The sequence below is a fragment of the Pseudomonas sp. B6002 genome (assembly GCF_013385985.1).
In the GTDB taxonomy this organism is placed as follows: domain Bacteria; phylum Pseudomonadota; class Gammaproteobacteria; order Pseudomonadales; family Pseudomonadaceae; genus Aquipseudomonas.
The window spans coordinates 14,935-35,056 of the sequence record NZ_JACAOY010000036.1 but is presented as its reverse complement, the minus strand read 5'-3'; the positions used below and the strand labels follow the sequence as shown (position 1 = coordinate 35,056).

The window sequence follows — 20,122 nt, the reverse complement described above, 5'->3', positions numbered from 1 at the left end:
AGTTTGAACCATGATGACTCGGAGGTCACGAGACCAACGGCAGAAAAGTGAAGATTTTCAGAGAAAAGTAGCTGATTTAACGCAAAAACCGCCCAAATGAGGGCGGTTCTGCTTATCGTTTAGAGTCAGTTAAGCGATACACCCAATGCCTTTGCGATTGCTTCTCCATAAGCCGGGTCTGCCTTGTAGAAGTGCCCCAACTGGCGCTGGACCACATCACTGGAGACGCCGCCCATGGCGCCGGCGATGTTGTTGACGAGCAATGCTTTCTGCTCGTCATTCATCAGGCGGAACAGCGCACCGGCGTGGCTGTAGTAGTCCGTGTCTTCGCGGTGATCGTAACGGTCCGCAGCACCATTCAGAGCCAGCGCTGGCTCCGCGTACTGAGGAGCTTGCTTCGGTGCATCGCTGTAGCTGTTCGGCTCGTAGTTAGGCGCTGCGCCACCGTTGCTTCCGAAGGCCATCGAACCGTCGCGCTGGTAGCTGTTCACTGGGCTACGTGAAGCGTTCACCGGCAATTGCTGGTGGTTGGTGCCCACACGGTAGCGGTGCGCATCTGCGTAGGCGAATACGCGGCCCTGCAGCATGCGGTCTGGCGACAGACCAACACCTGGAACCATGTTGCTTGGGCCGAACGCTGCTTGTTCCACCTCAGCGAAGTAGTTCTGCGGATTGCGGTTGAGCTCAAGTTCACCGACTTCGATCAGTGGGAATTCCTTCTGCGACCAAGTCTTGGTTACGTCGAACGGATTCTCGTAGTGAGCGTTGGCCTGAGCCTCAGTCATGATCTGAATGCAGACGCGCCATTTCGGGAAATCACCACGCTCGATCGCACCAAACAGATCGCGCTGGGCGTAATCAGGGTCGGTACCGGCCAGGCGTGCAGCTTCTGCAGGCGCCAGGTTCTTGATGCCTTGCTTGGTTTTGTAGTGCCACTTCACCCAGTGACGCTCGCCGTTGGCGTTAATCAGGCTGTAAGTGTGGCTGCCGAAGCCGTGCATGTGACGGTAGCCATCAGGGATGCCACGGTCGGAAAACAGAATGGTGACCTGGTGCAGCGCCTCCGGGGAGTGCGACCAGAAGTCCCACATCATTTGCGCGCTTTTCAGGTTGCTTTGCGGCAGGCGTTTCTGGGTGTGGATGAAGTCAGGGAACTTGAGAGGGTCACGAATGAAAAACACCGGAGTATTGTTACCCACGATGTCCCAGTTACCTTCTTCGGTGTAGAACTTCAAGGCGAAACCGCGTGGATCGCGCTCGGTATCAGCCGAACCGCGTTCGCCCCCTACAGTGGAGAAACGCAGGAAGGTCGGCGTTTGCTTGCCAACGGATTCGAACAACTTGGCGCTGGTGTATTTCGTGATGTCCTGGGTGACCGTGAAAGTACCGTAGGCGCCTGAACCTTTGGCGTGCACACGGCGCTCAGGAATATTCTCACGGTTGAAGTGAGCGAGCTTCTCGATCAAGTGAAAATCGTCGAGCAGCAACGGGCCGCGTGGGCCGGCGGAACGGGAATTCTGGTTGTCCGCAACGGGGGCGCCGCTGGCGGTAGTAAGGATTTTATTCTGGCTCATGCTCAATTTCCCTCAGGTCGGACTTGGAACTGCCGGCTAATCGGCTTGGAGGGAGTATTGATCATCAACATGACGTCTACAAATTCATTAAATTGTAGGCATCAATAGAAAATTTCTACCAAACTCTAGCTGACCCATAGCGTTAAGCACTCCCCATGAAGTTTTGAACACACTGCACTTTTATTACGCGCACAAAAAACCGGGCACTAGGCCCGGTTCTTCGTTACAGCTTGTCGTCTTACTCGGCGCTTACAGCTTCGCCAGCAGTAGCACGATCAACCAACTCGACGTACGCCATAGGCGCGTTGTCGCCAGCGCGGAAACCGCACTTGAGGATGCGCAGGTAGCCACCCTCACGGGTAGCGTAACGCTTGCCCAGGTCGTTGAAGAGCTTACCAACGATAGCTTTCGAACGAGTACGGTCGAAAGCCAGACGGCGGTTAGCCAGGCTGTCTGTCTTGGCCAAAGTAATCAGCGGCTCAGCAACGCGACGCAGTTCTTTAGCTTTCGGCAGTGTAGTTTTGATCAGCTCGTGCTCGAACAGCGACACCGCCATGTTTTGGAACATGGCCTTGCGGTGCGAGCTGGTACGGCTCAGGTGACGACCACTTTTACGATGACGCATGGTTCATTCCTTACCAAACTCACGTTCGGTGATTACGACGATCAGGCAGTCGCCTTGTCGTCCTTCTTAAGACTTGCAGGCGGCCAGTTGTCGAGGCGCATGCCGAGGGACAGACCGCGGGAGGCCAGAACGTCCTTGATTTCAGTCAAGGATTTCTTGCCCAGGTTCGGAGTCTTCAACAGTTCTACTTCGGTACGCTGAATCAGGTCGCCGATGTAGTAAATGTTTTCCGCCTTAAGGCAGTTAGCCGAACGTACAGTCAGTTCCAGATCGTCAACCGGGCGAAGCAGGATCGGATCGATCTCGTCTTCCTGCTCGATTACCACTGGTTCGCTGTCACCTTTGAGGTCGACGAACGCAGCCAACTGCTGTTGCAGGATGGTTGCAGCGCGGCGGATAGCCTCTTCAGGATCCAGAGTACCGTTGGTTTCCAGATCAATAACCAGCTTGTCCAGGTTAGTACGCTGTTCGACACGGGCGTTTTCCACCACGTATGCGATACGGCGAACCGGGCTGAACGAAGAGTCAAGCTGCAAGCGACCAATGCTGCGGCTTTCGTCTTCATCGCTCTGACGCGAGTCGGCCGGTTCATAACCACGACCACGAGCTACGGTGAGCTTCATGTTCAGGGCGCCGTTAGACGCCAGGTTAGCGATTACGTGATCGGGGTTAACGATCTCGACATCATGATCCAGCTGAATATCGGCAGCGGTAACCACCCCCGAACCCTTCTTCGACAAGGTCAGCGTAACTTCGTCACGGCCGTGCAGCTTGATAGCCAGACCTTTAAGGTTCAACAGGATTTCAATTACGTCTTCCTGTACACCTTCGATGGCGCTGTACTCGTGGAGCACACCGTCAATCTCGGCCTCGACTACTGCACAGCCGGGCATTGAGGACAACAGGATGCGGCGCAGCGCGTTGCCCAGGGTGTGGCCAAAACCACGCTCGAGAGGCTCGAGCGTGATCTTGGCGCGGGTTGGACTGACAACCTGCACATCAATGTGGCGGGGTGTCAGGAACTCATTTACCGAAATCTGCATGGATGCACCTATTTTCTAGCCCTTACTTGGAGTAGAGCTCGACAATCAGGCTTTCGTTGATGTCGGCGGACAGATCACTGCGAGCAGGAACGTTCTTGAAAACGCCCGACTTCTTCTCAGTGTCTACTTCTACCCATTCTACGCGGCCACGTTGGGCACACAGATCGAGAGCTTGGACAATGCGAAGTTGGTTTTTTGCTTTCTCGCGAACTGCAACCACGTCACCAGCACGAACCTGGTAGGACGGAACGTTTACGGTCTGACCGTTAACGCTGATCGACTTGTGCGATACCAGCTGACGGGATTCGGCACGAGTAGAACCAAAGCCCATACGGTATACAACGTTGTCCAGACGGCATTCGAGCAGTTGCAGCAGGTTTTCACCGGTTGCACCTTTCTTGCCAGCAGCTTCTTTGTAGTAGCCGCTGAATTGACGCTCGAGAACGCCGTAGATACGACGGACCTTCTGCTTTTCACGCAGTTGGGTGCCGTAATCGGACTGGCGACCGCGGCGTTGGCCGTGGATACCAGGTGCTGCTTCAATGTTGCACTTCGATTCGATCGCGCGCACGCCGCTCTTCAGGAAGAGATCGGTGCCTTCGCGACGAGCGAGTTTGCATTTTGGACCAATGTAACGAGCCATTCTTTACAATCTCCTGGATTACACGCGGCGCTTCTTCGGCGGACGGCACCCGTTGTGCGGGATTGGCGTCACGTCGGTGATGCTGGCGATCTTATAGCCACAGCCGTTCAAAGCACGGACAGCGGACTCACGACCTGGACCTGGACCCTTGACGTTAACGTCGAGGTTTTTCAGGCCGTATTCCAGCGCAGCTTGACCAGCACGTTCAGCAGCTACTTGAGCAGCAAACGGGGTGGACTTGCGGGAACCGCGGAAACCCGAACCACCAGAGGTAGCCCAAGACAGCGCGTTACCTTGACGGTCGGTGATGGTCACGATGGTGTTGTTAAAAGAAGCATGGATGTGGGCGATGCCATCAACCACTGTCTTTTTAACTTTTTTACGAGGACGAGCAGCAGGTTTTGCCATGATAATTTTCCTGTCGATTCGCTGGGGCGATTACTTGCGGATCGGCTTACGCGGACCTTTACGGGTACGCGCGTTAGTCTTGGTACGCTGACCGCGTACTGGAAGACCACGACGATGACGCAGACCGCGATAGCAACCGAGGTCCATCAAACGCTTGATTTTCATGTTGATTTCGCGACGCAGGTCACCTTCAGTGGTGAACTTCGCCACTTCGCCACGCAGCTGTTCAATCTGCTCGTCGCTCAGATCCTTGATCTTAGCGGCTGGGTTTACCCCAGCAACTGCGCAAATTTTCTGCGCAGTAGTGCGACCAACACCATAGATGTAGGTCAGCGAGATAACAGTGTGCTTGTTATCTGGAATGTTAACGCCTGCAATACGGGCCATTCAGTGGGACTCCAATTGACAGCTACCTACGCCCCGGAAGCCAAGAAATAGGGCGCGAGATAATATCGCTGTAATAACAAATAATCAACCCGGCAGCGCACTAGCTGCCGGGCTTCAAGCGGATCACACTCAGCCTTGGCGCTGTTTGTGACGCGGTTCCGCGCTGCAAATTACTCGAACAACACCTTCGCGGCGAATAATCTTGCAGTTACGGCACAGCTTTTTCACCGATGCACGAACTTTCATCACCAACTCCTCGAACCTTATGGGTACTCAGCGCAACATGCCGCTGCCGTAACCCTTCAGGTTGGCTTTCTTCATCAGGGATTCGTACTGGTGCGAAACGAGGTGCGATTGTACTTGGGACATGAAGTCCATCACAACCACGACCACGATCAGCAACGAGGTCCCGCCAAGGTAGAACGGAACGTTTGCTGCAACCACCAGGAACTGGGGCAGCAGGCACACGGCCGTCATATATAGAGCACCGAACAGGGTCAAACGAGTCAGAACGCCATCAATGTAGCGCGCAGACTGCTCACCTGGACGGATGCCCGGAATAAAGGCACCGGACTTCTTCAGGTTTTCCGCTACGTCTTTCGGATTGAACATCAACGCCGTATAGAAGAAGCAGAAGAAAATAATCCCTGCACTAAACAGCAGAATATTCAACGGCTGACCAGGAGCGATCGACTGAGAGAGGTCCTGCAGCCAGCCCATATTTTCAGACTGACCAAACCAGGTACCCAACGAAGCCGGAAACAGCAAAATGCTGCTCGCGAAAATTGCCGGAATAACACCGGCCATATTCACTTTCAGCGGCAAGTGGCTGGTCTGCGCAGCAAAGACCTTACGGCCCTGCTGACGCTTGGCGTAGTGAACAGCAATACGACGCTGGCCACGCTCAATGAACACCACAAAACCGATAATCGCTACTGCCAGCAAACCGATGGCAACCAGAGCGAAGATATTGATATCACCCTGACGTGCAGACTCGAAAGACTGCCCAATTGCTCTCGGAAGACCGGCGACGATACCTGCGAAAATCAACATCGAGATACCGTTGCCAACACCACGCTCAGTAATCTGCTCACCCAGCCACATCATGAACATCGCACCAGCCACAAATGTGGATACCGCGACGAAATAGAAGCCAAAGTCACCAGTGAACGCAACACCCTGCCCAGCCAGACCAACGGACATGCCGATAGCCTGGACCAAGGCGAGGATGACAGTGCCGTAGCGGGTGTACTGGCTAATCTTGCGACGGCCAGCTTCACCTTCCTTCTTCAACTGCTCCAGCTGCGGGCTGACGGCGGTCATCAGTTGCATGATGATCGATGCCGAAATGTACGGCATGATCCCCAGTGCAAAAATGCTCATCCGTTCCAGCGCGCCGCCGGAAAACATGTTGAACAAGCTAAGAATGGTCCCCTCATTCTGTCGAAACAGGTCTGCGAGTCGGTCCGGGTTGATACCTGGAACCGGGATGTGTGCGCCTATTCGGTAGACGATAATCGCCAGGAACAGAAAACGCAGACGAGCCCAAAGTTCAGACATACCGCCTTTGCCGAGCGCTGAGAGAGCACCTTGCTTAGCCATTTATTCCTCGAACTTGCCGCCAGCTGCTTCGATAGCCGAACGCGCACCTTTGGTGGCGCCGATTCCCTTGCCGATAGTGACAGCGCGAGTCACTTCACCGGACAGCATGATTTTCACACGCTGTACGTTGACGTTGATCACGTTGGCATCTTTCAGGGTCTGCAGAGTAACGATGTCGCCGTCCACTTTAGCCAGCTCGGACAGACGCACTTCCGCGCGATCCATAGCTTTCAGGGAAACGAAACCGAACTTAGGCAGGCGACGATGCAGCGGCTGTTGACCGCCTTCAAAGCCTGGAGCAATGGTGCCACCGGAACGGGAGGTTTGACCTTTGTGGCCACGGCCACCAGTCTTACCCAAACCGCTACCGATACCACGGCCCGGACGATGCTTTTCGCGACGGGAACCCGGCGCTGGACTCAGATCATTGAGTTTCATCGATTAACCCTCTACACGCAGCATGTAGTAAGCCTTGTTGATCATCCCGCGATTCTCGGGAGTATCCTGGACTTCTACAGTGTGACCGATGCGACGCAGACCCAAACCTTTAACACACAGTTTGTGGTTAGGGATGCGGCCGGTCATGCTTTTGATCAGCGTTACTTTAACGGTAGCCATGATCAGAAGATCTCCTTGACAGTCAGGCCACGCTTGGCAGCGATGGACTCAGGAGACTGCATAGCTTTCAAACCTTTGAAAGTGGCGTGAACCACGTTTACCGGGTTAGTCGAGCCGTAGCACTTGGCCAGAACGTTCTGAACGCCAGCAACTTCGAGGACAGCACGCATAGCGCCGCCAGCGATGATACCGGTACCTTCAGAAGCAGGCTGCATGTACACCTTCGAAGCGCCATGGGCGGACTTCATTGCGTACTGCAGAGTGGTGCCGTTCAGATCAACTTGGATCATGTTGCGACGAGCAGCTTCCATTGCCTTCTGGATCGCAGCAGGCACTTCACGCGACTTGCCACGGCCGAAGCCAACACGCCCTTTACCATCACCTACCACGGTCAACGCGGTGAAAGTGAAGATACGGCCGCCTTTAACGGTTTTGGCTACGCGGTTAACTTGAACCAGCTTCTCAATGTAGCCTTCGTCGCGCTTTTGGTCGTTATTTGACATAACTTAGAACTCCAGCCCAGCTTCACGAGCAGCATCAGCCAGCGCTTTCACGCGGCCGTGGTACTTGAAGCCAGAGCGGTCGAAAGCCACTTGCGAGACGCCAGCGGCCTTAGCACGCGTAGCGACCAGCTGGCCAACCTTTGTGGCCGCGTCGATGTTGCCAGTGGCACCATCACGCAGTTCTTTATCCAAAGTCGAGGCGCTTGCCAGGACCTTGTTGCCGTCGGCCGAGATGACCTGGGCGTAGATGTGCTGCGACGAGCGGAACACGCAGAGACGCACGACTTCGAGTTCGTGCATTTTCAGGCGTGCTTTGCGAGCGCGACGCAGTCGAGTAACTTTTTTGTCGGTCATTTGCTATGCCCTACTTCTTCTTGGCTTCTTTACGACGGACGACTTCGTCCGCGTAGCGCACACCTTTGCCTTTGTACGGCTCTGGTGGACGGAAGTCGCGGATCTCAGCAGCCACTTGACCTACCAGTTGCTTGTCGATGCCCTTGATCAGGATATCGGTCTGGCTAGGAGTCTCAGCGGTGATGCCTTCCGGCAGTTCGTAATCCACTGGGTGCGAGAAGCCAAGGGCCAGGTTCAAAACCGTGCCTTTTGCTTGCGCTTTGTAACCAACACCGACCAGCTGGAGCTTACGCTCGAAGCCTTGGCTTACGCCTTGGACCATGTTGTTTACCAACGCACGCGTGGTACCGGCCATTGCGCGAGTTTGTTGATCGCCATTGCGAGCAGCGAAACGCAGCTCACCAGCTTCTTCAACGATCTCAACGGACGAATGGATGTTCAGTTCAAGAGTACCCTTGGCACCCTTCACCGAAAGCTGTTGGCCTGCGAATTTGACTTCGACACCGGCTGGCAGCTTAACGGGGTTCTTAGCGACGCGAGACATGCTTATCCCCCCTTAGAACACAGTGCAAAGAACTTCGCCGCCGACACCGGCAGCGCGCGCAGCACGATCCGTCATCACACCTTTGTTGGTGGAGACGATAGACACGCCCAGACCGCCACGAACTTTCGGCAGATCTTCAGCGGACTTGTACTGACGCAGGCCTGGACGGCTAACGCGCTTCACTTCCTCGATGACCGAACGGCCTTCGAAGTACTTCAGCTCGATGGACAGCAGTGCTTTTACATCGCTGCTGATCTGATAACCCGCAATGTAGCCTTCGTCTTTCAGGACTTTGGCAACAGCTACCTTCAACTTGGAAGATGGCATGCTTACGACGGACTTTTCAGCCATCTGGGCATTACGGATACGAGTTAGCATGTCCGCTAACGGGTCCTGCATACTCATGGGCTAGACGCTCCTAATACAAAAAAATTAGCCTTGCGGCTACATATGTCGCCGAGAATCTCCGGGCATAGAAAACACGGGCTCAGGCGAGCCGGGTATTCTAGACACACTCCGGAAATGAAACAAGCCCCAAAAGGGGCTTGTTCCAGATTCAAGGTCACCGGTGGTCGCTATCTTGCGACGCCAACCACCTGGACTTCGAAAGTACTTACCAGCTGGCTTTAACCAGACCTGGTACGTCACCACGCATTGCCGCTTCACGCAGTTTGTTACGGCCGAGGCCGAACTTGCGGTAAACGCCGTGTGGACGACCGGTCAGGCGGCAGCGGTTACGCATGCGCGAAGCGCTTGCGTCACGTGGCTGCTTCTGCAGAGCAACTGTAGCTTCCCAACGCGCTTCTGGACTTGCGTTCAGATCAACGATGATTGCTTTCAGTGCTGCACGCTTCTTGGCGTACTTGGCAACCGTGAGCTGACGCTTCAGCTCGCGGTTTTTCATGCTCATCTTGGCCATGGTCCTACTCCAATCAGTTGCGGAACGGGAATTTGAAAGCACGCAACAGGGCGCGACCTTCATCATCGTTCTTGGCAGTGGTGGTCAGGGTGATGTCCAGACCGCGGAGAGCATCGATCTTGTCGTAGTCGATTTCCGGGAAGATGATCTGCTCTTTCACGCCCATGCTGTAGTTACCACGACCATCGAAGGACTTGGCATTCAGGCCGCGGAAGTCGCGAACCCGAGGCAGGGAGATCGACAGCAGACGATCCAGGAACTCGTACATACGCTCACGGCGCAGGGTCACTTTGACGCCGATCGGCCAACCTTCGCGGACTTTAAAGCCTGCGATGGATTTCCGAGCGTAGGTCACAACGACTTTCTGGCCGGTGATCTTTTCCAGGTCAGCAACAGCGTGCTCGATGACTTTTTTGTCGCCGATCGCTTCGCCCAGACCCATGTTCAGGGTGATTTTGGTGACGCGCGGAACTTCCATCACGTTCCCGAGCTTAAGTTCTTCCTTAAGCTTGGGGGCGATTTCCTTCCGGTAAATCTCTTGTAGTCGTGCCATGGTCTTATCTACCTAGCAGTGTTCAAGCATCAACCGCTTTTTGGGTCGACTTGAAGACACGAATTTTCTTACCGTCTTCTACTTTGAAACCAACGCGGTCAGCCTTGTTGGTTTCGCCGTTGAAGATGGCGACGTTAGAAGCGTGCAGTGGCGCTTCTTTCTCGACGATACCGCCCTGTACGCCCGACATCGGGTTAGGCTTGGTATGACGCTTGACCAGGTTCAGACCACCAACGACCAGACGGTCGTCAGCGAGAACCTTCAGCACCTTACCGCGCTTACCTTTGTCTTTGCCGGCGATCACGATGATCTCGTCGTCACGACGAATCTTTTGCATGTCGGATCTCCTTACAGCACTTCTGGGGCGAGCGAGACGATCTTCATGAACTTCTCAGTACGAAGTTCACGGGTCACTGGCCCAAAGATACGGGTGCCGATCGGCTCTTGCTTGTTGTTCAGAAGAACAGCAGCGTTGCCATCAAAGCGGATAATGGAGCCATCTGCACGGCGTACGCCGTGACGAGTGCGGACTACAACAGCAGTCATCACTTGGCCTTTTTTCACTTTACCGCGAGGAATTGCTTCCTTCACGGTAACTTTGATGATGTCACCGATACCAGCGTAACGACGATGGGAGCCACCCAGCACCTTGATGCACATAACACGGCGAGCGCCGCTGTTATCGGCCACATCGAGCATGGATTGAGTCTGAATCATATAATTTCTCCGACCCCTAGTCCTTAGACTTCCACAGCGCGTTCGAGAACATCAACCAGCGCCCAAGACTTGGTCTTGGCCAGCGGACGAGTTTCACGAATAGTGACTTTGTCGCCGATGTGGCACTGGTTGGTTTCGTCGTGCGCGTGCAGCTTAGTCGAACGCTTAACATATTTACCGTAGATCGGGTGCTTAACGCGACGCTCGATCAGAACGGTGATGGTTTTGTCCATCTTGTCGCTGACAACACGGCCAGTCAGCGTACGGACAGTCTTTTCGGCTTCAGCCATGATCACTTACCTGCCTGCTGGTTGAGCACAGTCTTCACGCGAGCGATGTCACGCTTAACTTGCGAGAGCAGATGAGACTGCCCCAACTGGCCAGTTGCTTTCTGCATACGCAGATTGAACTGGTCGCGCAGCAGGCCGAGCAGTTGCTCGTTCAGCTGCTGTGCGGATTTTTCACGAAGTTCATTCGCTTTCATCACATCACCGTCCGTTTAACAAAGGAGGTGGCGAGCGGCAGCTTTGCAGCAGCCAGGGCGAAAGCCTCACGCGCCAGCTCTTCAGAAACACCCTCGATTTCATACAGGACTTTGCCTGGCTGAATCTGGGCTACCCAGTATTCCACGTTACCCTTACCTTTACCCATCCGAACCTCGAGAGGTTTTTTGGAGATCGGCTTGTCCGGGAATACACGGATCCAGATCTTGCCACCACGTTTTACGTGACGGGTCAGAGCACGACGCGCTGACTCGATCTGACGAGCGGTGAGACGACCACGAGCTACAGACTTCAGCGCGAACTCGCCGAAGCTGACTTTGCTACCGCGCTGAGCCAGACCACGGTTGTGGCCTGTCATCTGCTTGCGGAACTTCGTACGCTTAGGTTGCAACATTTGGCGTACCCCTTACTTAGCAGCTTTTTTACGAGGCGCTGGTGCTTGTGGTTTCAGTTCTTCTTGGCGACCACCAATTACTTCGCCTTTGAAGATCCAAACCTTTACACCGATCACACCGTAAGTGGTGTGAGCTTCGTAGTTGGCATAGTCGATGTCGGCACGCAGGGTGTGCAGTGGCACACGACCTTCGCGATACCATTCAGTACGTGCGATTTCAGCACCGCCGAGACGACCGCTCACTTGGATTTTGATGCCTTTGGCACCAATGCGCATGGCGTTCTGTACGGCACGCTTCATAGCGCGACGGAACATTACGCGACGCTCCAGCTGCTGAGCTACGCTCTGCGCAACCAGCATACCGTCGAGCTCCGGCTTGCGGATCTCTTCGATATTGATGTGCACAGGCACACCCATTTGCTTGGTCAGGTCCTGACGCAGTTTCTCAACATCTTCACCTTTCTTCCCGATAACGATACCTGGACGAGCGGTGTGGATGGTGATACGTGCAGTTTGGGCCGGACGATGGATATCGATACGGCTTACGGACGCGCTTTTTAGTTTGTCTTGGAGATACTCACGCACCTTCAGATCAGCGAACAAGTAGTCCGCATAAGTCCGACCGTCTGCGTACCAGACGGAGGTGTGCTCCTTGACGATTCCCAGGCGAATGCCAATGGGATGTACTTTCTGACCCATCTCTTCGACTCCGTTACTTGTCAGCAACCTTGACAGTGATATGGCAAGACCGCTTGACGATGCGATCAGCACGGCCTTTGGCACGTGGCATGATGCGCTTCAGCGAACGCCCTTCGTTGACGAAAACGGTGCTGACCTTCAGGTCATCAACGTCTGCGCCTTCGTTATGCTCGGCGTTGGCTACGGCCGACTCCAGCACTTTCTTCATGATCTCGGCGGCTTTCTTACTGCTGAAAGCCAACAGGTTGAGCGCTTCGCCCACCTTCTTCCCGCGGATCTGGTCGGCGACCAAGCGGGCTTTCTGGGCGGAGATTCGAGCGCCCGACAACTTAGCGGCTACTTCCATTTCCTTACCCCTTAACGCTTGGCTTTCTTGTCTGCCACGTGCCCACGATAAGTGCGGGTACCGGCAAACTCGCCCAGTTTGTGGCCGACCATGTCTTCGTTAACGAGAACTGGGACGTGTTGACGACCGTTGTGTACTGCGATGGTCAGACCGACCATTTGTGGCAGGATCATCGAACGACGCGACCAGGTCTTAACTGGTTTGCGATCGTTCTTTTCCGCCGCCACTTCGATCTTCTTCAGTAGGTGAAGATCAATAAAAGGACCTTTTTTCAGAGAACGTGGCACTGTCGTATCCCTCTATTTACTTGCGACGACGGACGATCATTTTGTCGGTACGCTTATTACCACGAGTCTTCGCGCCCTTAGTCGGGAAGCCCCATGGCGATACCGGATGACGACCACCAGAGGTACGACCTTCACCACCACCGTGTGGGTGGTCAACCGGGTTCATGGCAACACCACGAACGGTTGGGCGAACGCCACGCCAGCGTTTGGCACCAGCTTTACCCAGCGAACGCAGGCTGTGCTCGGAGTTCGAGACTTCGCCCAGGGTCGCGCGGCACTCAGCCAGCACTTTACGCATCTCACCAGAACGCAGACGCAGGGTCACGTAGACACCTTCACGAGCGATCAGCTGAGCCGAAGCACCAGCGGAACGAGCGATCTGTGCGCCTTTACCTGGCTTCAATTCGATGCCGTGTACGGTGCTACCAACTGGAATGTTACGCAGTTGCAGAGCGTTGCCCGGCTTGATCGGTGCCAAAGCACCTGCGATCAGCTGGTCGCCAGCGCTCACGCCTTTAGGGGCGATGATGTAGCGACGCTCGCCATCTGCGTACAGCAGCAGAGCGATGTGAGCAGTACGGTTTGGATCGTATTCGATACGCTCGACAGTGGCAGCGATGCCATCTTTGTCGTTGCGACGGAAGTCGACCAGACGATAATGCTGCTTATGGCCACCACCGATGTGACGAGTGGTAATACGACCATTGTTGTTACGACCACCAGACTTCGATTTCTTCTCGAGCAGCGGTGCGTGAGGAGCGCCTTTATGCAGCTCCTGGTTGACCACCTTGACCACAAAACGGCGGCCAGGGGAAGTCGGTTTGCATTTAACGATTGCCATGATGCACCCCTTCCTTACTCAGCACTGCTGCTGAAATCGAGATCTTGGCCTGGCTGAAGGGAGATAACTGCCTTCTTCCAGTCATTACGCTTGCCCAGACCGCGAGCAGTGCGCTTGCTCTTACCCAGAACATTCAGGGTAGTAACACGCTCAACTTTCACGCTGAACAGGCTTTCGACGGCCTTCTTGATTTCCAGCTTGGTTGCGTCAGTTGCAACCTTGAAAACGAACTGGCCTTTCTTGTCAGCCAGAACCGTAGCCTTTTCGGAAACGTGCGGGCCAAGCAGAACTTTAAATACGCGTTCCTGGTTCATCCCAGCAGCTCCTCGAATTTCTTCACGGCCGACACGGTGATCAACACCTTGTCGTATGCGATCAGACTAACTGGATCGGAACCTTGCACGTCACGTACATCAACGTGTGGCAGGTTGCGAGCAGCCAGGTACAGGTTCTGATCAACAGCTTCCGACACGATCAAAACGTCGGTCAGGCTCATGTTGTTCAGTTTGCCCAGCAGGTCTTTGGTTTTCGGGCTTTCAACAGCGAAGTCCTGAACCACGACCAGACGGTCGGTACGCACGAGTTCAGCAAGGATGGAGCGCAGAGCTGCGCGGTACATCTTCTTGTTGAGCTTCTGCGAGTGATCCTGAGGACGAGCTGCGAAAGTGGTACCGCCGCCGCGCCAGATTGGGCTACGGATAGTACCAGCACGAGCACGGCCAGTACCTTTCTGACGCCAAGGGCGCTTACCGCCACCACGAACGTCGGAACGGGTCTTTTGCTGCTTGCTACCTTGACGGCCGCCGGCCATGTAGGCCACGACTGCTTGGTGAACCAGCGTCTCGTTGAACTCGCCGCCAAACGTCAGTTCGGAAACTTCGATCGCTTGAGCGTCATTTACGTTTAATTGCATGTCAGCTTCCCCTTAACCGCGAGCCTTGGCCGCTGGACGTACAACCAGGTTGCCGCCAGTAGCGCCAGGAACAGCACCCTTGACCAACAACAGATTGCGTTCAGCGTCGACGCGCACTACTTCGAGGGACTGCACGGTCACGCGCTCAGCGCCCATATGACCGGACATTTTCTTGCCCTTGAATACACGACCAGGAGTCTGGCACTGGCCAATAGAGCCCGGGACGCGGTGGGAAACGGAGTTACCGTGAGTGTTGTCTTGGCCACGGAAATTCCAACGCTTGATCGTACCCTGGAAGCCTTTACCTTTGGACTGACCGGTTACATCAACCAGTTGACCAGCAGCGAAGATTTCAGCGTTGATCAGATCGCCAGCCTGGTAGTCGCCGTCTTCGAGACGGAACTCCATGACAGTGCGACCAGCTGCAACGTTTGCTTTAGCGAAGTGACCTGCTTGAGCAGCAGTCACGCGCGAAGCACGACGCTCGCCGACAGTGACTTGCACTGCACGATAGCCATCGGTTTCTTCAGTTTTGAACTGGGTGACGCGATTCGGCTCGATCTCAATGACCGTGACCGGAATGGAGACACCTTCTTCGGTGAAAATACGGGTCATACCGCATTTACGACCGACTACACCAATAGTCATGTTGTAAACCTCATGAGTGTACGGGGCTTTCACCCGCTATGGCCGCCCATTTCAGAGCGTTACACGACTAAGACCCGAGTCTTAGCCGAGGCTGATCTGTACTTCCACACCGGCCGCCAGATCGAGCTTCATAAGTGCATCAACGGTTTTATCCGTTGGCTGGACGATGTCCAGTACGCGCTTATGAGTACGGATCTCGTACTGGTCACGCGCGTCTTTGTTGACGTGCGGGGAGACCAGAACGGTGAACCGCTCTTTACGGGTAGGCAGTGGAATTGGACCACGCACTTGAGCACCAGTACGTTTCGCGGTTTCCACGATTTCCTGGGTGGATTGGTCGATCAGGCGATGGTCAAAAGCCTTCAACCTGATACGGATTTGCTGATTTTGCATTGGATTTCAGACTCCGGCTGCTATTCCCACCGGGCGCAATGCGCCCGTTAAAAGGAGGCGCAATTCTATAGACGCCCCAGATAGGTGTCAACCCAATAAAAAAGCCCCCGCTGAGCGGGGGCTTTCTCAAAACATCGGAGCTATCTCAGAAGAGATAATTACTCGATGATTTTAGCTACAACGCCAGCACCAACGGTACGGCCGCCTTCACGGATAGCGAAGCGCAGACCGTCTTCCATTGCGATGGTTTTGATCAGGGTAACAGTCATTTGAATGTTATCGCCTGGCATTACCATTTCAACGCCTTCTGGCAGTTCGCAGTTACCGGTCACGTCAGTAGTACGGAAGTAGAACTGTGGACGGTAGCCTTTGAAGAACGGAGTGTGACGACCGCCTTCTTCCTTGCTCAGAACGTAAACTTCTGCGGTGAACTTGGTGTGCGGCTTAACCGAACCCGGCTTAACCAGAACCTGGCCACGCTCAACGTCGTCACGCTTGGTACCACGCAGCAGAACGCCGCAGTTCTCGCCAGCACGACCTTCGTCGAGCAGCTTACGGAACATTTCAACACCAGTGCAGGTGGTGACGGTGGTGTCACGCAGACCAACGATTTCCAGTGGATCCTGAACGCGAACGATACCGCGCTCGATACGACCAGTCACAACAGTACCGCGACCGGAGATCGAGAATACGTCTTCGATTGGCATCAGGAACGGCTTGTCGGTCAGACGAACTGGTTCTGGGATGTAGCTGTCCAGGGTTTCAACCAGTTTACGAACGGCAGTGGTGCCCATTTCGTTTTCGTCGTTACCTTCCAGAGCCATACGAGCAGAACCGATGATGATCGGAGTGTCGTCACCTGGGAAGTCGTAAGTGCTCAGCAGATCGCGCACTTCCATCTCAACCAGTTCCAGCAGCTCAGCGTCGTCTACCAGGTCAGCCTTGTTCAGGAAAACCACGATGTACGGAACGCCTACCTGACGGGACAGCAGGATGTGCTCACGGGTTTGTGGCATCGGACCATCAGCGGCCGAGCAAACCAGGATCGCGCCGTCCATCTGGGCAGCACCAGTGATCATGTTCTTCACGTAGTCAGCGTGACCTGGGCAGTCAACGTGAGCGTAGTGACGAATAGTCGAGTTGTACTCAACGTGAGCGGTATTGATGGTGATACCACGAGCTTTTTCTTCTGGTGCGCTGTCGATCTTGTCGAAGTCAACACGAGCCGAACCGAAAACTTCGGAGCAGACGCGAGTCAGAGCAGCGGTCAGAGTGGTTTTACCGTGGTCAACGTGGCCGATGGTGCCAACGTTTACGTGCGGTAGGGAACGATCAAATTTTTCTTTAGCCACGACAATTAACTCCTTGCCTAAAGGACTGAATCAGCCTTGTTTTTTGGATACAGTTTCAGCGATGTGCGCCGGAGCTGTGTTGTATTTTTTGAATTCCATAGAGTAGCTTGCGCGACCCTGGGACATGGAGCGAACGTCGGTCGCATAACCGAACATCTCACCCAACGGAACCTCGGCGCGAATCACTTTGCCGGAAACCGTGTCTTCCATACCCAAGATCATGCCGCGACGACGGTTAAGGTCGCCCATGACATCACCCATATAGTCTTCAGGTGTAACAACTTCTACCGCCATGATCGGCTCAAGCAACTCACCACCGCCCTTCTGGGCCAGTTGCTTGGTAGCCATGGAGGCAGCCACCTTAAACGCCATCTCGTTGGAGTCGACGTCGTGGTAAGAACCGTCAAAAACGGTTGCTTTCAGGCCGATCAGCGGATAGCCGGCAACAACACCGTTCTTCATCTGCTCTTCGATGCCCTTCTGGATAGCCGGGATGTATTCCTTAGGAACCACACCACCAACTACTTCGTTCACGAATTGCAGACCTTCCTGACCTTCGTCAGCAGGAGCAAAACGGATCCAGCAGTGACCGAACTGACCACGACCGCCGGACTGACGAACGAACTTGCCTTCGATTTCACAATTCTTCGTGATGCGCTCACGATAGGAAACCTGAGGCTTACCGATGTTGGCTTCGACGTTGAACTCACGGCGCATCCGGTCAACCAGGATGTCCAGGTGCAACTCGCCCATGCCGGAGATGATCGTCTGACCAGTCTCTTCATCAGTTTTAACGCGGAAAGATGGATCTTCCTGAGCAAGCTTGCCCAGAGCGATACCCATTTTTTCCTGGTCATCCTTGGTCTTAGGCTCAACGGCAACCGAGATAACCGGCTCCGGGAAGTCCATGCGAACCAGGATGATTGGCTTGGCAGCGTCGCACAAGGTTTCACCAGTGGTGACGTCCTTCATGCCGATCAGGGCCGCGATGTCACCAGCGCGTACTTCCTTGATCTCTTCACGGGCGTTTGCGTGCATTTGCACCATACGACCCACACGCTCTTTCTTGCCTTTAACCGAGTTGATCACGCCGTCGCCGGATGCCAACACGCCCGAGTAAACGCGGACGAAGGTCAAAGTACCCACGAATGGGTCGGTAGCGATCTTGAACGCCAACGCCGAGAACGGCTCGTCATCACTTGCGTGACGCTCCATCTCTTCTTCCTCGTTATCAGGGTTGGAACCCTTGATAGCAGGAATGTCGGTTGGAGCAGGCAGGAAGTCGATAACGGCGTCGAGAACCAGGGGAACACCCTTGTTCTTGAACGAGGAACCACAAACAGCCAGGACGATTTCGCCAGCGATAGTGCGCTGACGCAGAGCGGCCTTGATTTCCACGTTGGTGAGTTCTTCACCCTCGAGGTACTTGTTCATCAGCTCTTCGCTGGCTTCGGCAGCAGCCTCAACCATGTTGTTGCGCCACTCGTCAGCCAGCTCTTGAAGCTCGGCAGGGATTGGCTTGCGAACAGGAACCATACCTTTGTCAGCGTCATTCCAGTAGACCGCTTCCATGTTGATCAGATCGATCTGACCCTGGAAGTTGTCTTCGGAGCCGATGGCCAATTGGATTGGCACCGGAGTGTGACCCAGACGCTGCTTGATCTGACCGATCACGCGCAGGAAGTTGGCGCCAGCACGGTCCATCTTGTTTACGTAAACAAGACGTGGAACGCCGTACTTGTTGGCTTGACGCCATACGGTTTCCGACTGAGGCTCAACACCCGAGGTACCGCAGAACACAACGACAGCGCCGTCGAGTACGCGCAGGGAACGCTCTACTTCAATGGTGAAGTCTACGTGGCCCGGGGTATCGATTACGTTGAAGCGATGCTCGTCTTTGTACTGCTTCTCGGAACCTTTCCAGAAGGCGGTAATAGCAGCAGAAGTAATGGTAATACCACGCTCCTGCTCCTGAACCATCCAGTCTGTGGTCGCGGCGCCGTCATGCACCTCGCCCATTTTGTGACTTTTGCCGGTGTAAAACAGTACGCGCTCGGTGGTGGTGGTTTTACCAGCATCCACGTGAGCAACGATACCGATGTTACGGTAGCGGCTAATCGGAGTAGTACGAGCCATAAAGCCCTCGCAAAATTAGTGAAGCTAAAATTAGAAGCGGTAGTGCGAGAAAGCTTTGTTAGCTTCAGCCATACGGTGCACGTCTTCACGCTTCTTAACAGCAGCACCTTTACCTTCAGCAGCGTCCAACAGTTCGCCAGCCAAACGCAGAGCCATAGACTTCTCGCCGCGCTTACGGGCGAAGTCTACCAACCAGCGCATTGCCAGAGCGTTACGACGGGACGGGCGAACTTCAACCGGAACCTGGTAAGTAGCACCGCCTACACGGCGCGACTTCACTTCGACCAGCGGAGCGATGGCGTCGAGAGCTTTCTCGAAGATTTCCAGGGGGTCGCTGTTCTTGCGTTCTTTAACCTTTTCCAGCGCGCCATAAACGATACGCTCGGCAACGGCTTTCTTGCCGCTTTCCATCACGTGGTTCATGAACTTCGCCAGGATTTGGCTTCCGTATTTTGGATCGTCAAGCACTTCGCGCTTGGCTGCTACGCGTCTTCTTGGCATGGATAAGCCCTCAAACGGTCTTCAGGTTCGCTCGGAATCGGTGCCCTTTCGGGACGCCTCCGACCTTACTCTTATCGACTCAGAAAATTAGATGATTCAGTGTTACAAAAAGCCGCTACTACTTAGGCTTCTTGGTACCGTACTTCGAACGACCCTGGTTACGACCTTTAACGCCGGAAGTATCCAAGGAGCCGCGTACGGTGTGGTAACGAACACCTGGCAAGTCTTTTACACGACCGCCGCGGATCAGTACCACGCTGTGCTCTTGCAGGTTGTGACCTTCACCACCGATGTACGAGGAAACCTCGAAACCGTTGGTCAGGCGCACACGGCATACTTTACGCAGTGCCGAGTTAGGTTTTTTCGGCGTAGTGGTATACACGCGAGTGCATACGCCACGACGTTGCGGGCAGTTCTGCAGCGCAGGTACGTCGGATTTCTCGACGATACGCTTACGCGGCTGACGTACCAGCTGGTTGATAGTTGCCATCTACTAGCTCCACTGTTGTCTTGCGACGCTATTGTCTTGCAAGAAAAGCAAAATGGCAGGAACGAATTCCCGCCAAATTTAGGGGTACAAGAGTCTAAAGAGGATCTTGCCCCCAGTCAAGGCAAGGCC

General features: G+C 54.6%; 33 protein-coding genes. All 33 read right to left on the bottom strand.

The window, feature by feature from the left end; all coding sequences use genetic code 11:
- Positions 1-125 precede the first annotated feature (125 nt).
- The 33 genes from HX792_RS28935 to rpsL all read right to left on the bottom strand — a co-directional run bounded on the left by HX792_RS28935 (position 126) and on the right by rpsL (position 19,993).
- Positions 126-1,574 carry a catalase gene (locus tag HX792_RS28935; protein ID WP_176999253.1) on the bottom strand — a complete coding sequence of 483 codons (1,449 nt, stop codon included), beginning with the start codon at positions 1,572-1,574 and terminating at the stop codon, positions 126-128.
- Positions 1,575-1,812: 238 nt separating this feature from the next.
- Positions 1,813-2,199: a 50S ribosomal protein L17 gene (rplQ, locus tag HX792_RS28930; protein ID WP_003176402.1), complete on the bottom strand. Its 387-nt coding sequence runs from the start codon at positions 2,197-2,199 to the stop codon at positions 1,813-1,815.
- Between the two features lie 41 nt (positions 2,200-2,240).
- Positions 2,241-3,242, bottom strand: a complete 1,002-nt coding sequence (rpoA, locus tag HX792_RS28925) for a DNA-directed RNA polymerase subunit alpha (RefSeq protein WP_003176403.1) — start codon at positions 3,240-3,242, stop codon at positions 2,241-2,243.
- Positions 3,243-3,264: 22 nt separating this feature from the next.
- On the bottom strand, positions 3,265-3,885 hold the full coding sequence (gene rpsD / locus HX792_RS28920) for a 30S ribosomal protein S4 (RefSeq protein ID WP_003176404.1): 621 nt from the start codon (positions 3,883-3,885) through the stop codon (positions 3,265-3,267).
- 18 nt (positions 3,886-3,903) lie between these two features.
- Positions 3,904-4,293 carry a 30S ribosomal protein S11 gene (gene rpsK / locus HX792_RS28915; protein WP_002555466.1) on the bottom strand — a complete coding sequence of 130 codons (390 nt, stop codon included), beginning with the start codon at positions 4,291-4,293 and terminating at the stop codon, positions 3,904-3,906.
- Between the two features lie 30 nt (positions 4,294-4,323).
- Entirely contained in the window at positions 4,324-4,680 is a 357-nt protein-coding gene (rpsM, locus tag HX792_RS28910; RefSeq protein WP_003194635.1) for a 30S ribosomal protein S13, read from the bottom strand.
- Positions 4,681-4,809: 129 nt separating this feature from the next.
- Positions 4,810-4,926: a 50S ribosomal protein L36 gene (rpmJ, locus tag HX792_RS28905; protein ID WP_002555468.1), complete on the bottom strand. Its 117-nt coding sequence runs from the start codon at positions 4,924-4,926 to the stop codon at positions 4,810-4,812.
- Positions 4,927-4,953: 27 nt separating this feature from the next.
- Positions 4,954-6,282, bottom strand: coding sequence for a preprotein translocase subunit SecY (gene secY, locus HX792_RS28900; RefSeq protein ID WP_071485371.1), 1,329 nt, complete (start codon positions 6,280-6,282; stop codon positions 4,954-4,956).
- A complete protein-coding gene (rplO, locus tag HX792_RS28895) occupies positions 6,283-6,720 on the bottom strand; it encodes a 50S ribosomal protein L15 (protein ID WP_176999252.1) in 438 nt (145 codons plus the stop codon).
- Between the two features lie 3 nt (positions 6,721-6,723).
- Positions 6,724-6,900 (bottom strand): 50S ribosomal protein L30, encoded by a 177-nt coding sequence (gene rpmD / locus HX792_RS28890; protein ID WP_003176408.1) that lies wholly within the window; start codon positions 6,898-6,900, stop codon positions 6,724-6,726.
- A 2-nt stretch (positions 6,901-6,902) separates the two neighbouring features.
- Positions 6,903-7,403: a 30S ribosomal protein S5 gene (rpsE, locus tag HX792_RS28885; RefSeq protein ID WP_003176409.1), complete on the bottom strand. Its 501-nt coding sequence runs from the start codon at positions 7,401-7,403 to the stop codon at positions 6,903-6,905.
- Positions 7,404-7,406: 3 nt separating this feature from the next.
- Positions 7,407-7,757, bottom strand: a complete 351-nt coding sequence (rplR, locus tag HX792_RS28880) for a 50S ribosomal protein L18 (protein WP_003186037.1) — start codon at positions 7,755-7,757, stop codon at positions 7,407-7,409.
- A gap of 10 nt (positions 7,758-7,767) precedes the next feature.
- The gene (gene rplF / locus HX792_RS28875) at positions 7,768-8,301 is read right to left on the bottom strand and encodes a 50S ribosomal protein L6 (RefSeq protein WP_003176412.1); all 534 of its coding nucleotides are present in this window, start codon (positions 8,299-8,301) and stop codon (positions 7,768-7,770) included.
- Between the two features lie 12 nt (positions 8,302-8,313).
- A complete protein-coding gene (gene rpsH, locus HX792_RS28870) occupies positions 8,314-8,706 on the bottom strand; it encodes a 30S ribosomal protein S8 (protein ID WP_010206883.1) in 393 nt (130 codons plus the stop codon).
- A 208-nt stretch (positions 8,707-8,914) separates the two neighbouring features.
- Positions 8,915-9,220 (bottom strand): 30S ribosomal protein S14, encoded by a 306-nt coding sequence (gene rpsN, locus HX792_RS28865; RefSeq protein WP_003176414.1) that lies wholly within the window; start codon positions 9,218-9,220, stop codon positions 8,915-8,917.
- A 13-nt stretch (positions 9,221-9,233) separates the two neighbouring features.
- A complete protein-coding gene (gene rplE, locus HX792_RS28860) occupies positions 9,234-9,773 on the bottom strand; it encodes a 50S ribosomal protein L5 (protein WP_003194642.1) in 540 nt (179 codons plus the stop codon).
- 22 nt (positions 9,774-9,795) lie between these two features.
- The gene (gene rplX / locus HX792_RS28855) at positions 9,796-10,110 is read right to left on the bottom strand and encodes a 50S ribosomal protein L24 (protein ID WP_007896770.1); all 315 of its coding nucleotides are present in this window, start codon (positions 10,108-10,110) and stop codon (positions 9,796-9,798) included.
- 11 nt (positions 10,111-10,121) lie between these two features.
- Positions 10,122-10,490, bottom strand: a complete 369-nt coding sequence (gene rplN / locus HX792_RS28850) for a 50S ribosomal protein L14 (RefSeq protein ID WP_002555479.1) — start codon at positions 10,488-10,490, stop codon at positions 10,122-10,124.
- A 23-nt stretch (positions 10,491-10,513) separates the two neighbouring features.
- Entirely contained in the window at positions 10,514-10,780 is a 267-nt protein-coding gene (rpsQ, locus tag HX792_RS28845) for a 30S ribosomal protein S17 (protein ID WP_003176419.1), read from the bottom strand.
- Positions 10,781-10,782: 2 nt separating this feature from the next.
- A complete protein-coding gene (gene rpmC, locus HX792_RS28840) occupies positions 10,783-10,974 on the bottom strand; it encodes a 50S ribosomal protein L29 (RefSeq protein ID WP_002555481.1) in 192 nt (63 codons plus the stop codon).
- Positions 10,974-11,387: a 50S ribosomal protein L16 gene (gene rplP / locus HX792_RS28835; protein WP_003176421.1), complete on the bottom strand. Its 414-nt coding sequence runs from the start codon at positions 11,385-11,387 to the stop codon at positions 10,974-10,976. The genes rpmC and rplP overlap by 1 nt, the downstream gene beginning before the upstream one ends.
- Positions 11,388-11,399: 12 nt before the next feature.
- A complete protein-coding gene (gene rpsC / locus HX792_RS28830) occupies positions 11,400-12,086 on the bottom strand; it encodes a 30S ribosomal protein S3 (RefSeq protein WP_003176422.1) in 687 nt (228 codons plus the stop codon).
- Between the two features lie 13 nt (positions 12,087-12,099).
- Positions 12,100-12,432, bottom strand: coding sequence for a 50S ribosomal protein L22 (gene rplV, locus HX792_RS28825; protein ID WP_003103908.1), 333 nt, complete (start codon positions 12,430-12,432; stop codon positions 12,100-12,102).
- Between the two features lie 11 nt (positions 12,433-12,443).
- Positions 12,444-12,719 carry a 30S ribosomal protein S19 gene (rpsS, locus tag HX792_RS28820; protein WP_002555486.1) on the bottom strand — a complete coding sequence of 92 codons (276 nt, stop codon included), beginning with the start codon at positions 12,717-12,719 and terminating at the stop codon, positions 12,444-12,446.
- Positions 12,720-12,735: 16 nt separating this feature from the next.
- Positions 12,736-13,560 carry a 50S ribosomal protein L2 gene (gene rplB / locus HX792_RS28815; protein ID WP_003186055.1) on the bottom strand — a complete coding sequence of 275 codons (825 nt, stop codon included), beginning with the start codon at positions 13,558-13,560 and terminating at the stop codon, positions 12,736-12,738.
- Positions 13,561-13,574: 14 nt separating this feature from the next.
- On the bottom strand, positions 13,575-13,874 hold the full coding sequence (rplW, locus tag HX792_RS28810; protein WP_002555488.1) for a 50S ribosomal protein L23: 300 nt from the start codon (positions 13,872-13,874) through the stop codon (positions 13,575-13,577).
- On the bottom strand, positions 13,871-14,473 hold the full coding sequence (gene rplD, locus HX792_RS28805) for a 50S ribosomal protein L4 (protein ID WP_003176424.1): 603 nt from the start codon (positions 14,471-14,473) through the stop codon (positions 13,871-13,873). The genes rplW and rplD overlap by 4 nt, the downstream gene beginning before the upstream one ends.
- Positions 14,474-14,485: 12 nt before the next feature.
- Positions 14,486-15,121 (bottom strand): 50S ribosomal protein L3, encoded by a 636-nt coding sequence (rplC, locus tag HX792_RS28800; RefSeq protein ID WP_003194649.1) that lies wholly within the window; start codon positions 15,119-15,121, stop codon positions 14,486-14,488.
- A gap of 81 nt (positions 15,122-15,202) precedes the next feature.
- Positions 15,203-15,514: a 30S ribosomal protein S10 gene (gene rpsJ, locus HX792_RS28795; RefSeq protein ID WP_003186070.1), complete on the bottom strand. Its 312-nt coding sequence runs from the start codon at positions 15,512-15,514 to the stop codon at positions 15,203-15,205.
- Positions 15,515-15,672: 158 nt separating this feature from the next.
- Complete coding sequence (gene tuf / locus HX792_RS28790) at positions 15,673-16,866, bottom strand: elongation factor Tu (RefSeq protein WP_005791980.1); 1,194 nt, start codon at positions 16,864-16,866, stop codon at positions 15,673-15,675.
- Between the two features lie 30 nt (positions 16,867-16,896).
- A complete protein-coding gene (gene fusA, locus HX792_RS28785; RefSeq protein WP_176999251.1) occupies positions 16,897-19,002 on the bottom strand; it encodes an elongation factor G in 2,106 nt (701 codons plus the stop codon).
- 30 nt (positions 19,003-19,032) lie between these two features.
- A complete protein-coding gene (gene rpsG / locus HX792_RS28780) occupies positions 19,033-19,503 on the bottom strand; it encodes a 30S ribosomal protein S7 (RefSeq protein WP_002555493.1) in 471 nt (156 codons plus the stop codon).
- Between the two features lie 118 nt (positions 19,504-19,621).
- On the bottom strand, positions 19,622-19,993 hold the full coding sequence (gene rpsL, locus HX792_RS28775) for a 30S ribosomal protein S12 (RefSeq protein ID WP_002555494.1): 372 nt from the start codon (positions 19,991-19,993) through the stop codon (positions 19,622-19,624).
- Positions 19,994-20,122: the final 129 nt, after the last annotated feature.

Bases quoted from the DNA above. Each gene is read 5' to 3' on its own strand.
- HX792_RS28935 (WP_176999253.1), bottom strand. From the start codon at position 1,574: ATGAGCCAGAATAAAATCCTTACTACCGCCAGCGGCGCCCCCGTTGCG.
- rplQ (WP_003176402.1), bottom strand. From the start codon at position 2,199: ATGCGTCATCGTAAAAGTGGTCGTCACCTGAGCCGTACCAGCTCGCAC.
- rpoA (WP_003176403.1), bottom strand. From the start codon at position 3,242: ATGCAGATTTCGGTAAATGAGTTCCTGACACCCCGCCACATTGATGTG.
- rpsD (WP_003176404.1), bottom strand. From the start codon at position 3,885: ATGGCTCGTTACATTGGTCCAAAATGCAAACTCGCTCGTCGCGAAGGC.
- rpsK (WP_002555466.1), bottom strand. From the start codon at position 4,293: ATGGCAAAACCTGCTGCTCGTCCTCGTAAAAAAGTTAAAAAGACAGTG.
- rpsM (WP_003194635.1), bottom strand. From the start codon at position 4,680: ATGGCCCGTATTGCAGGCGTTAACATTCCAGATAACAAGCACACTGTT.
- rpmJ (WP_002555468.1), bottom strand. From the start codon at position 4,926: ATGAAAGTTCGTGCATCGGTGAAAAAGCTGTGCCGTAACTGCAAGATT.
- secY (WP_071485371.1), bottom strand. From the start codon at position 6,282: ATGGCTAAGCAAGGTGCTCTCTCAGCGCTCGGCAAAGGCGGTATGTCT.
- rplO (WP_176999252.1), bottom strand. From the start codon at position 6,720: ATGAAACTCAATGATCTGAGTCCAGCGCCGGGTTCCCGTCGCGAAAAG.
- rpmD (WP_003176408.1), bottom strand. From the start codon at position 6,900: ATGGCTACCGTTAAAGTAACGCTGATCAAAAGCATGACCGGCCGCATC.
- rpsE (WP_003176409.1), bottom strand. From the start codon at position 7,403: ATGTCAAATAACGACCAAAAGCGCGACGAAGGCTACATTGAGAAGCTG.
- rplR (WP_003186037.1), bottom strand. From the start codon at position 7,757: ATGACCGACAAAAAAGTTACTCGACTGCGTCGCGCTCGCAAAGCACGC.
- rplF (WP_003176412.1), bottom strand. From the start codon at position 8,301: ATGTCTCGCGTCGCTAAGAACCCCGTTAAGCTGCCAGCCGGTGTCGAA.
- rpsH (WP_010206883.1), bottom strand. From the start codon at position 8,706: ATGAGTATGCAGGACCCGTTAGCGGACATGCTAACTCGTATCCGTAAT.
- rpsN (WP_003176414.1), bottom strand. From the start codon at position 9,220: ATGGCCAAGATGAGCATGAAAAACCGCGAGCTGAAGCGTCAGCTCACG.
- rplE (WP_003194642.1), bottom strand. From the start codon at position 9,773: ATGGCACGACTACAAGAGATTTACCGGAAGGAAATCGCCCCCAAGCTT.
- rplX (WP_007896770.1), bottom strand. From the start codon at position 10,110: ATGCAAAAGATTCGTCGTGACGACGAGATCATCGTGATCGCCGGCAAA.
- rplN (WP_002555479.1), bottom strand. From the start codon at position 10,490: ATGATTCAGACTCAATCCATGCTCGATGTGGCCGATAACAGCGGCGCT.
- rpsQ (WP_003176419.1), bottom strand. From the start codon at position 10,780: ATGGCTGAAGCCGAAAAGACTGTCCGTACGCTGACTGGCCGTGTTGTC.
- rpmC (WP_002555481.1), bottom strand. From the start codon at position 10,974: ATGAAAGCGAATGAACTTCGTGAAAAATCCGCACAGCAGCTGAACGAG.
- rplP (WP_003176421.1), bottom strand. From the start codon at position 11,387: ATGTTGCAACCTAAGCGTACGAAGTTCCGCAAGCAGATGACAGGCCAC.
- rpsC (WP_003176422.1), bottom strand. From the start codon at position 12,086: ATGGGTCAGAAAGTACATCCCATTGGCATTCGCCTGGGAATCGTCAAG.
- rplV (WP_003103908.1), bottom strand. From the start codon at position 12,432: ATGGAAGTAGCCGCTAAGTTGTCGGGCGCTCGAATCTCCGCCCAGAAA.
- rplB (WP_003186055.1), bottom strand. From the start codon at position 13,560: ATGGCAATCGTTAAATGCAAACCGACTTCCCCTGGCCGCCGTTTTGTG.
- rplW (WP_002555488.1), bottom strand. From the start codon at position 13,874: ATGAACCAGGAACGCGTATTTAAAGTTCTGCTTGGCCCGCACGTTTCC.
- rplD (WP_003176424.1), bottom strand. From the start codon at position 14,473: ATGCAATTAAACGTAAATGACGCTCAAGCGATCGAAGTTTCCGAACTG.
- rplC (WP_003194649.1), bottom strand. From the start codon at position 15,121: ATGACTATTGGTGTAGTCGGTCGTAAATGCGGTATGACCCGTATTTTC.
- rpsJ (WP_003186070.1), bottom strand. From the start codon at position 15,514: ATGCAAAATCAGCAAATCCGTATCAGGTTGAAGGCTTTTGACCATCGC.
- fusA (WP_176999251.1), bottom strand. From the start codon at position 19,002: ATGGCTCGTACTACTCCGATTAGCCGCTACCGTAACATCGGTATCGTT.
- rpsG (WP_002555493.1), bottom strand. From the start codon at position 19,503: ATGCCAAGAAGACGCGTAGCAGCCAAGCGCGAAGTGCTTGACGATCCA.
- rpsL (WP_002555494.1), bottom strand. From the start codon at position 19,993: ATGGCAACTATCAACCAGCTGGTACGTCAGCCGCGTAAGCGTATCGTC.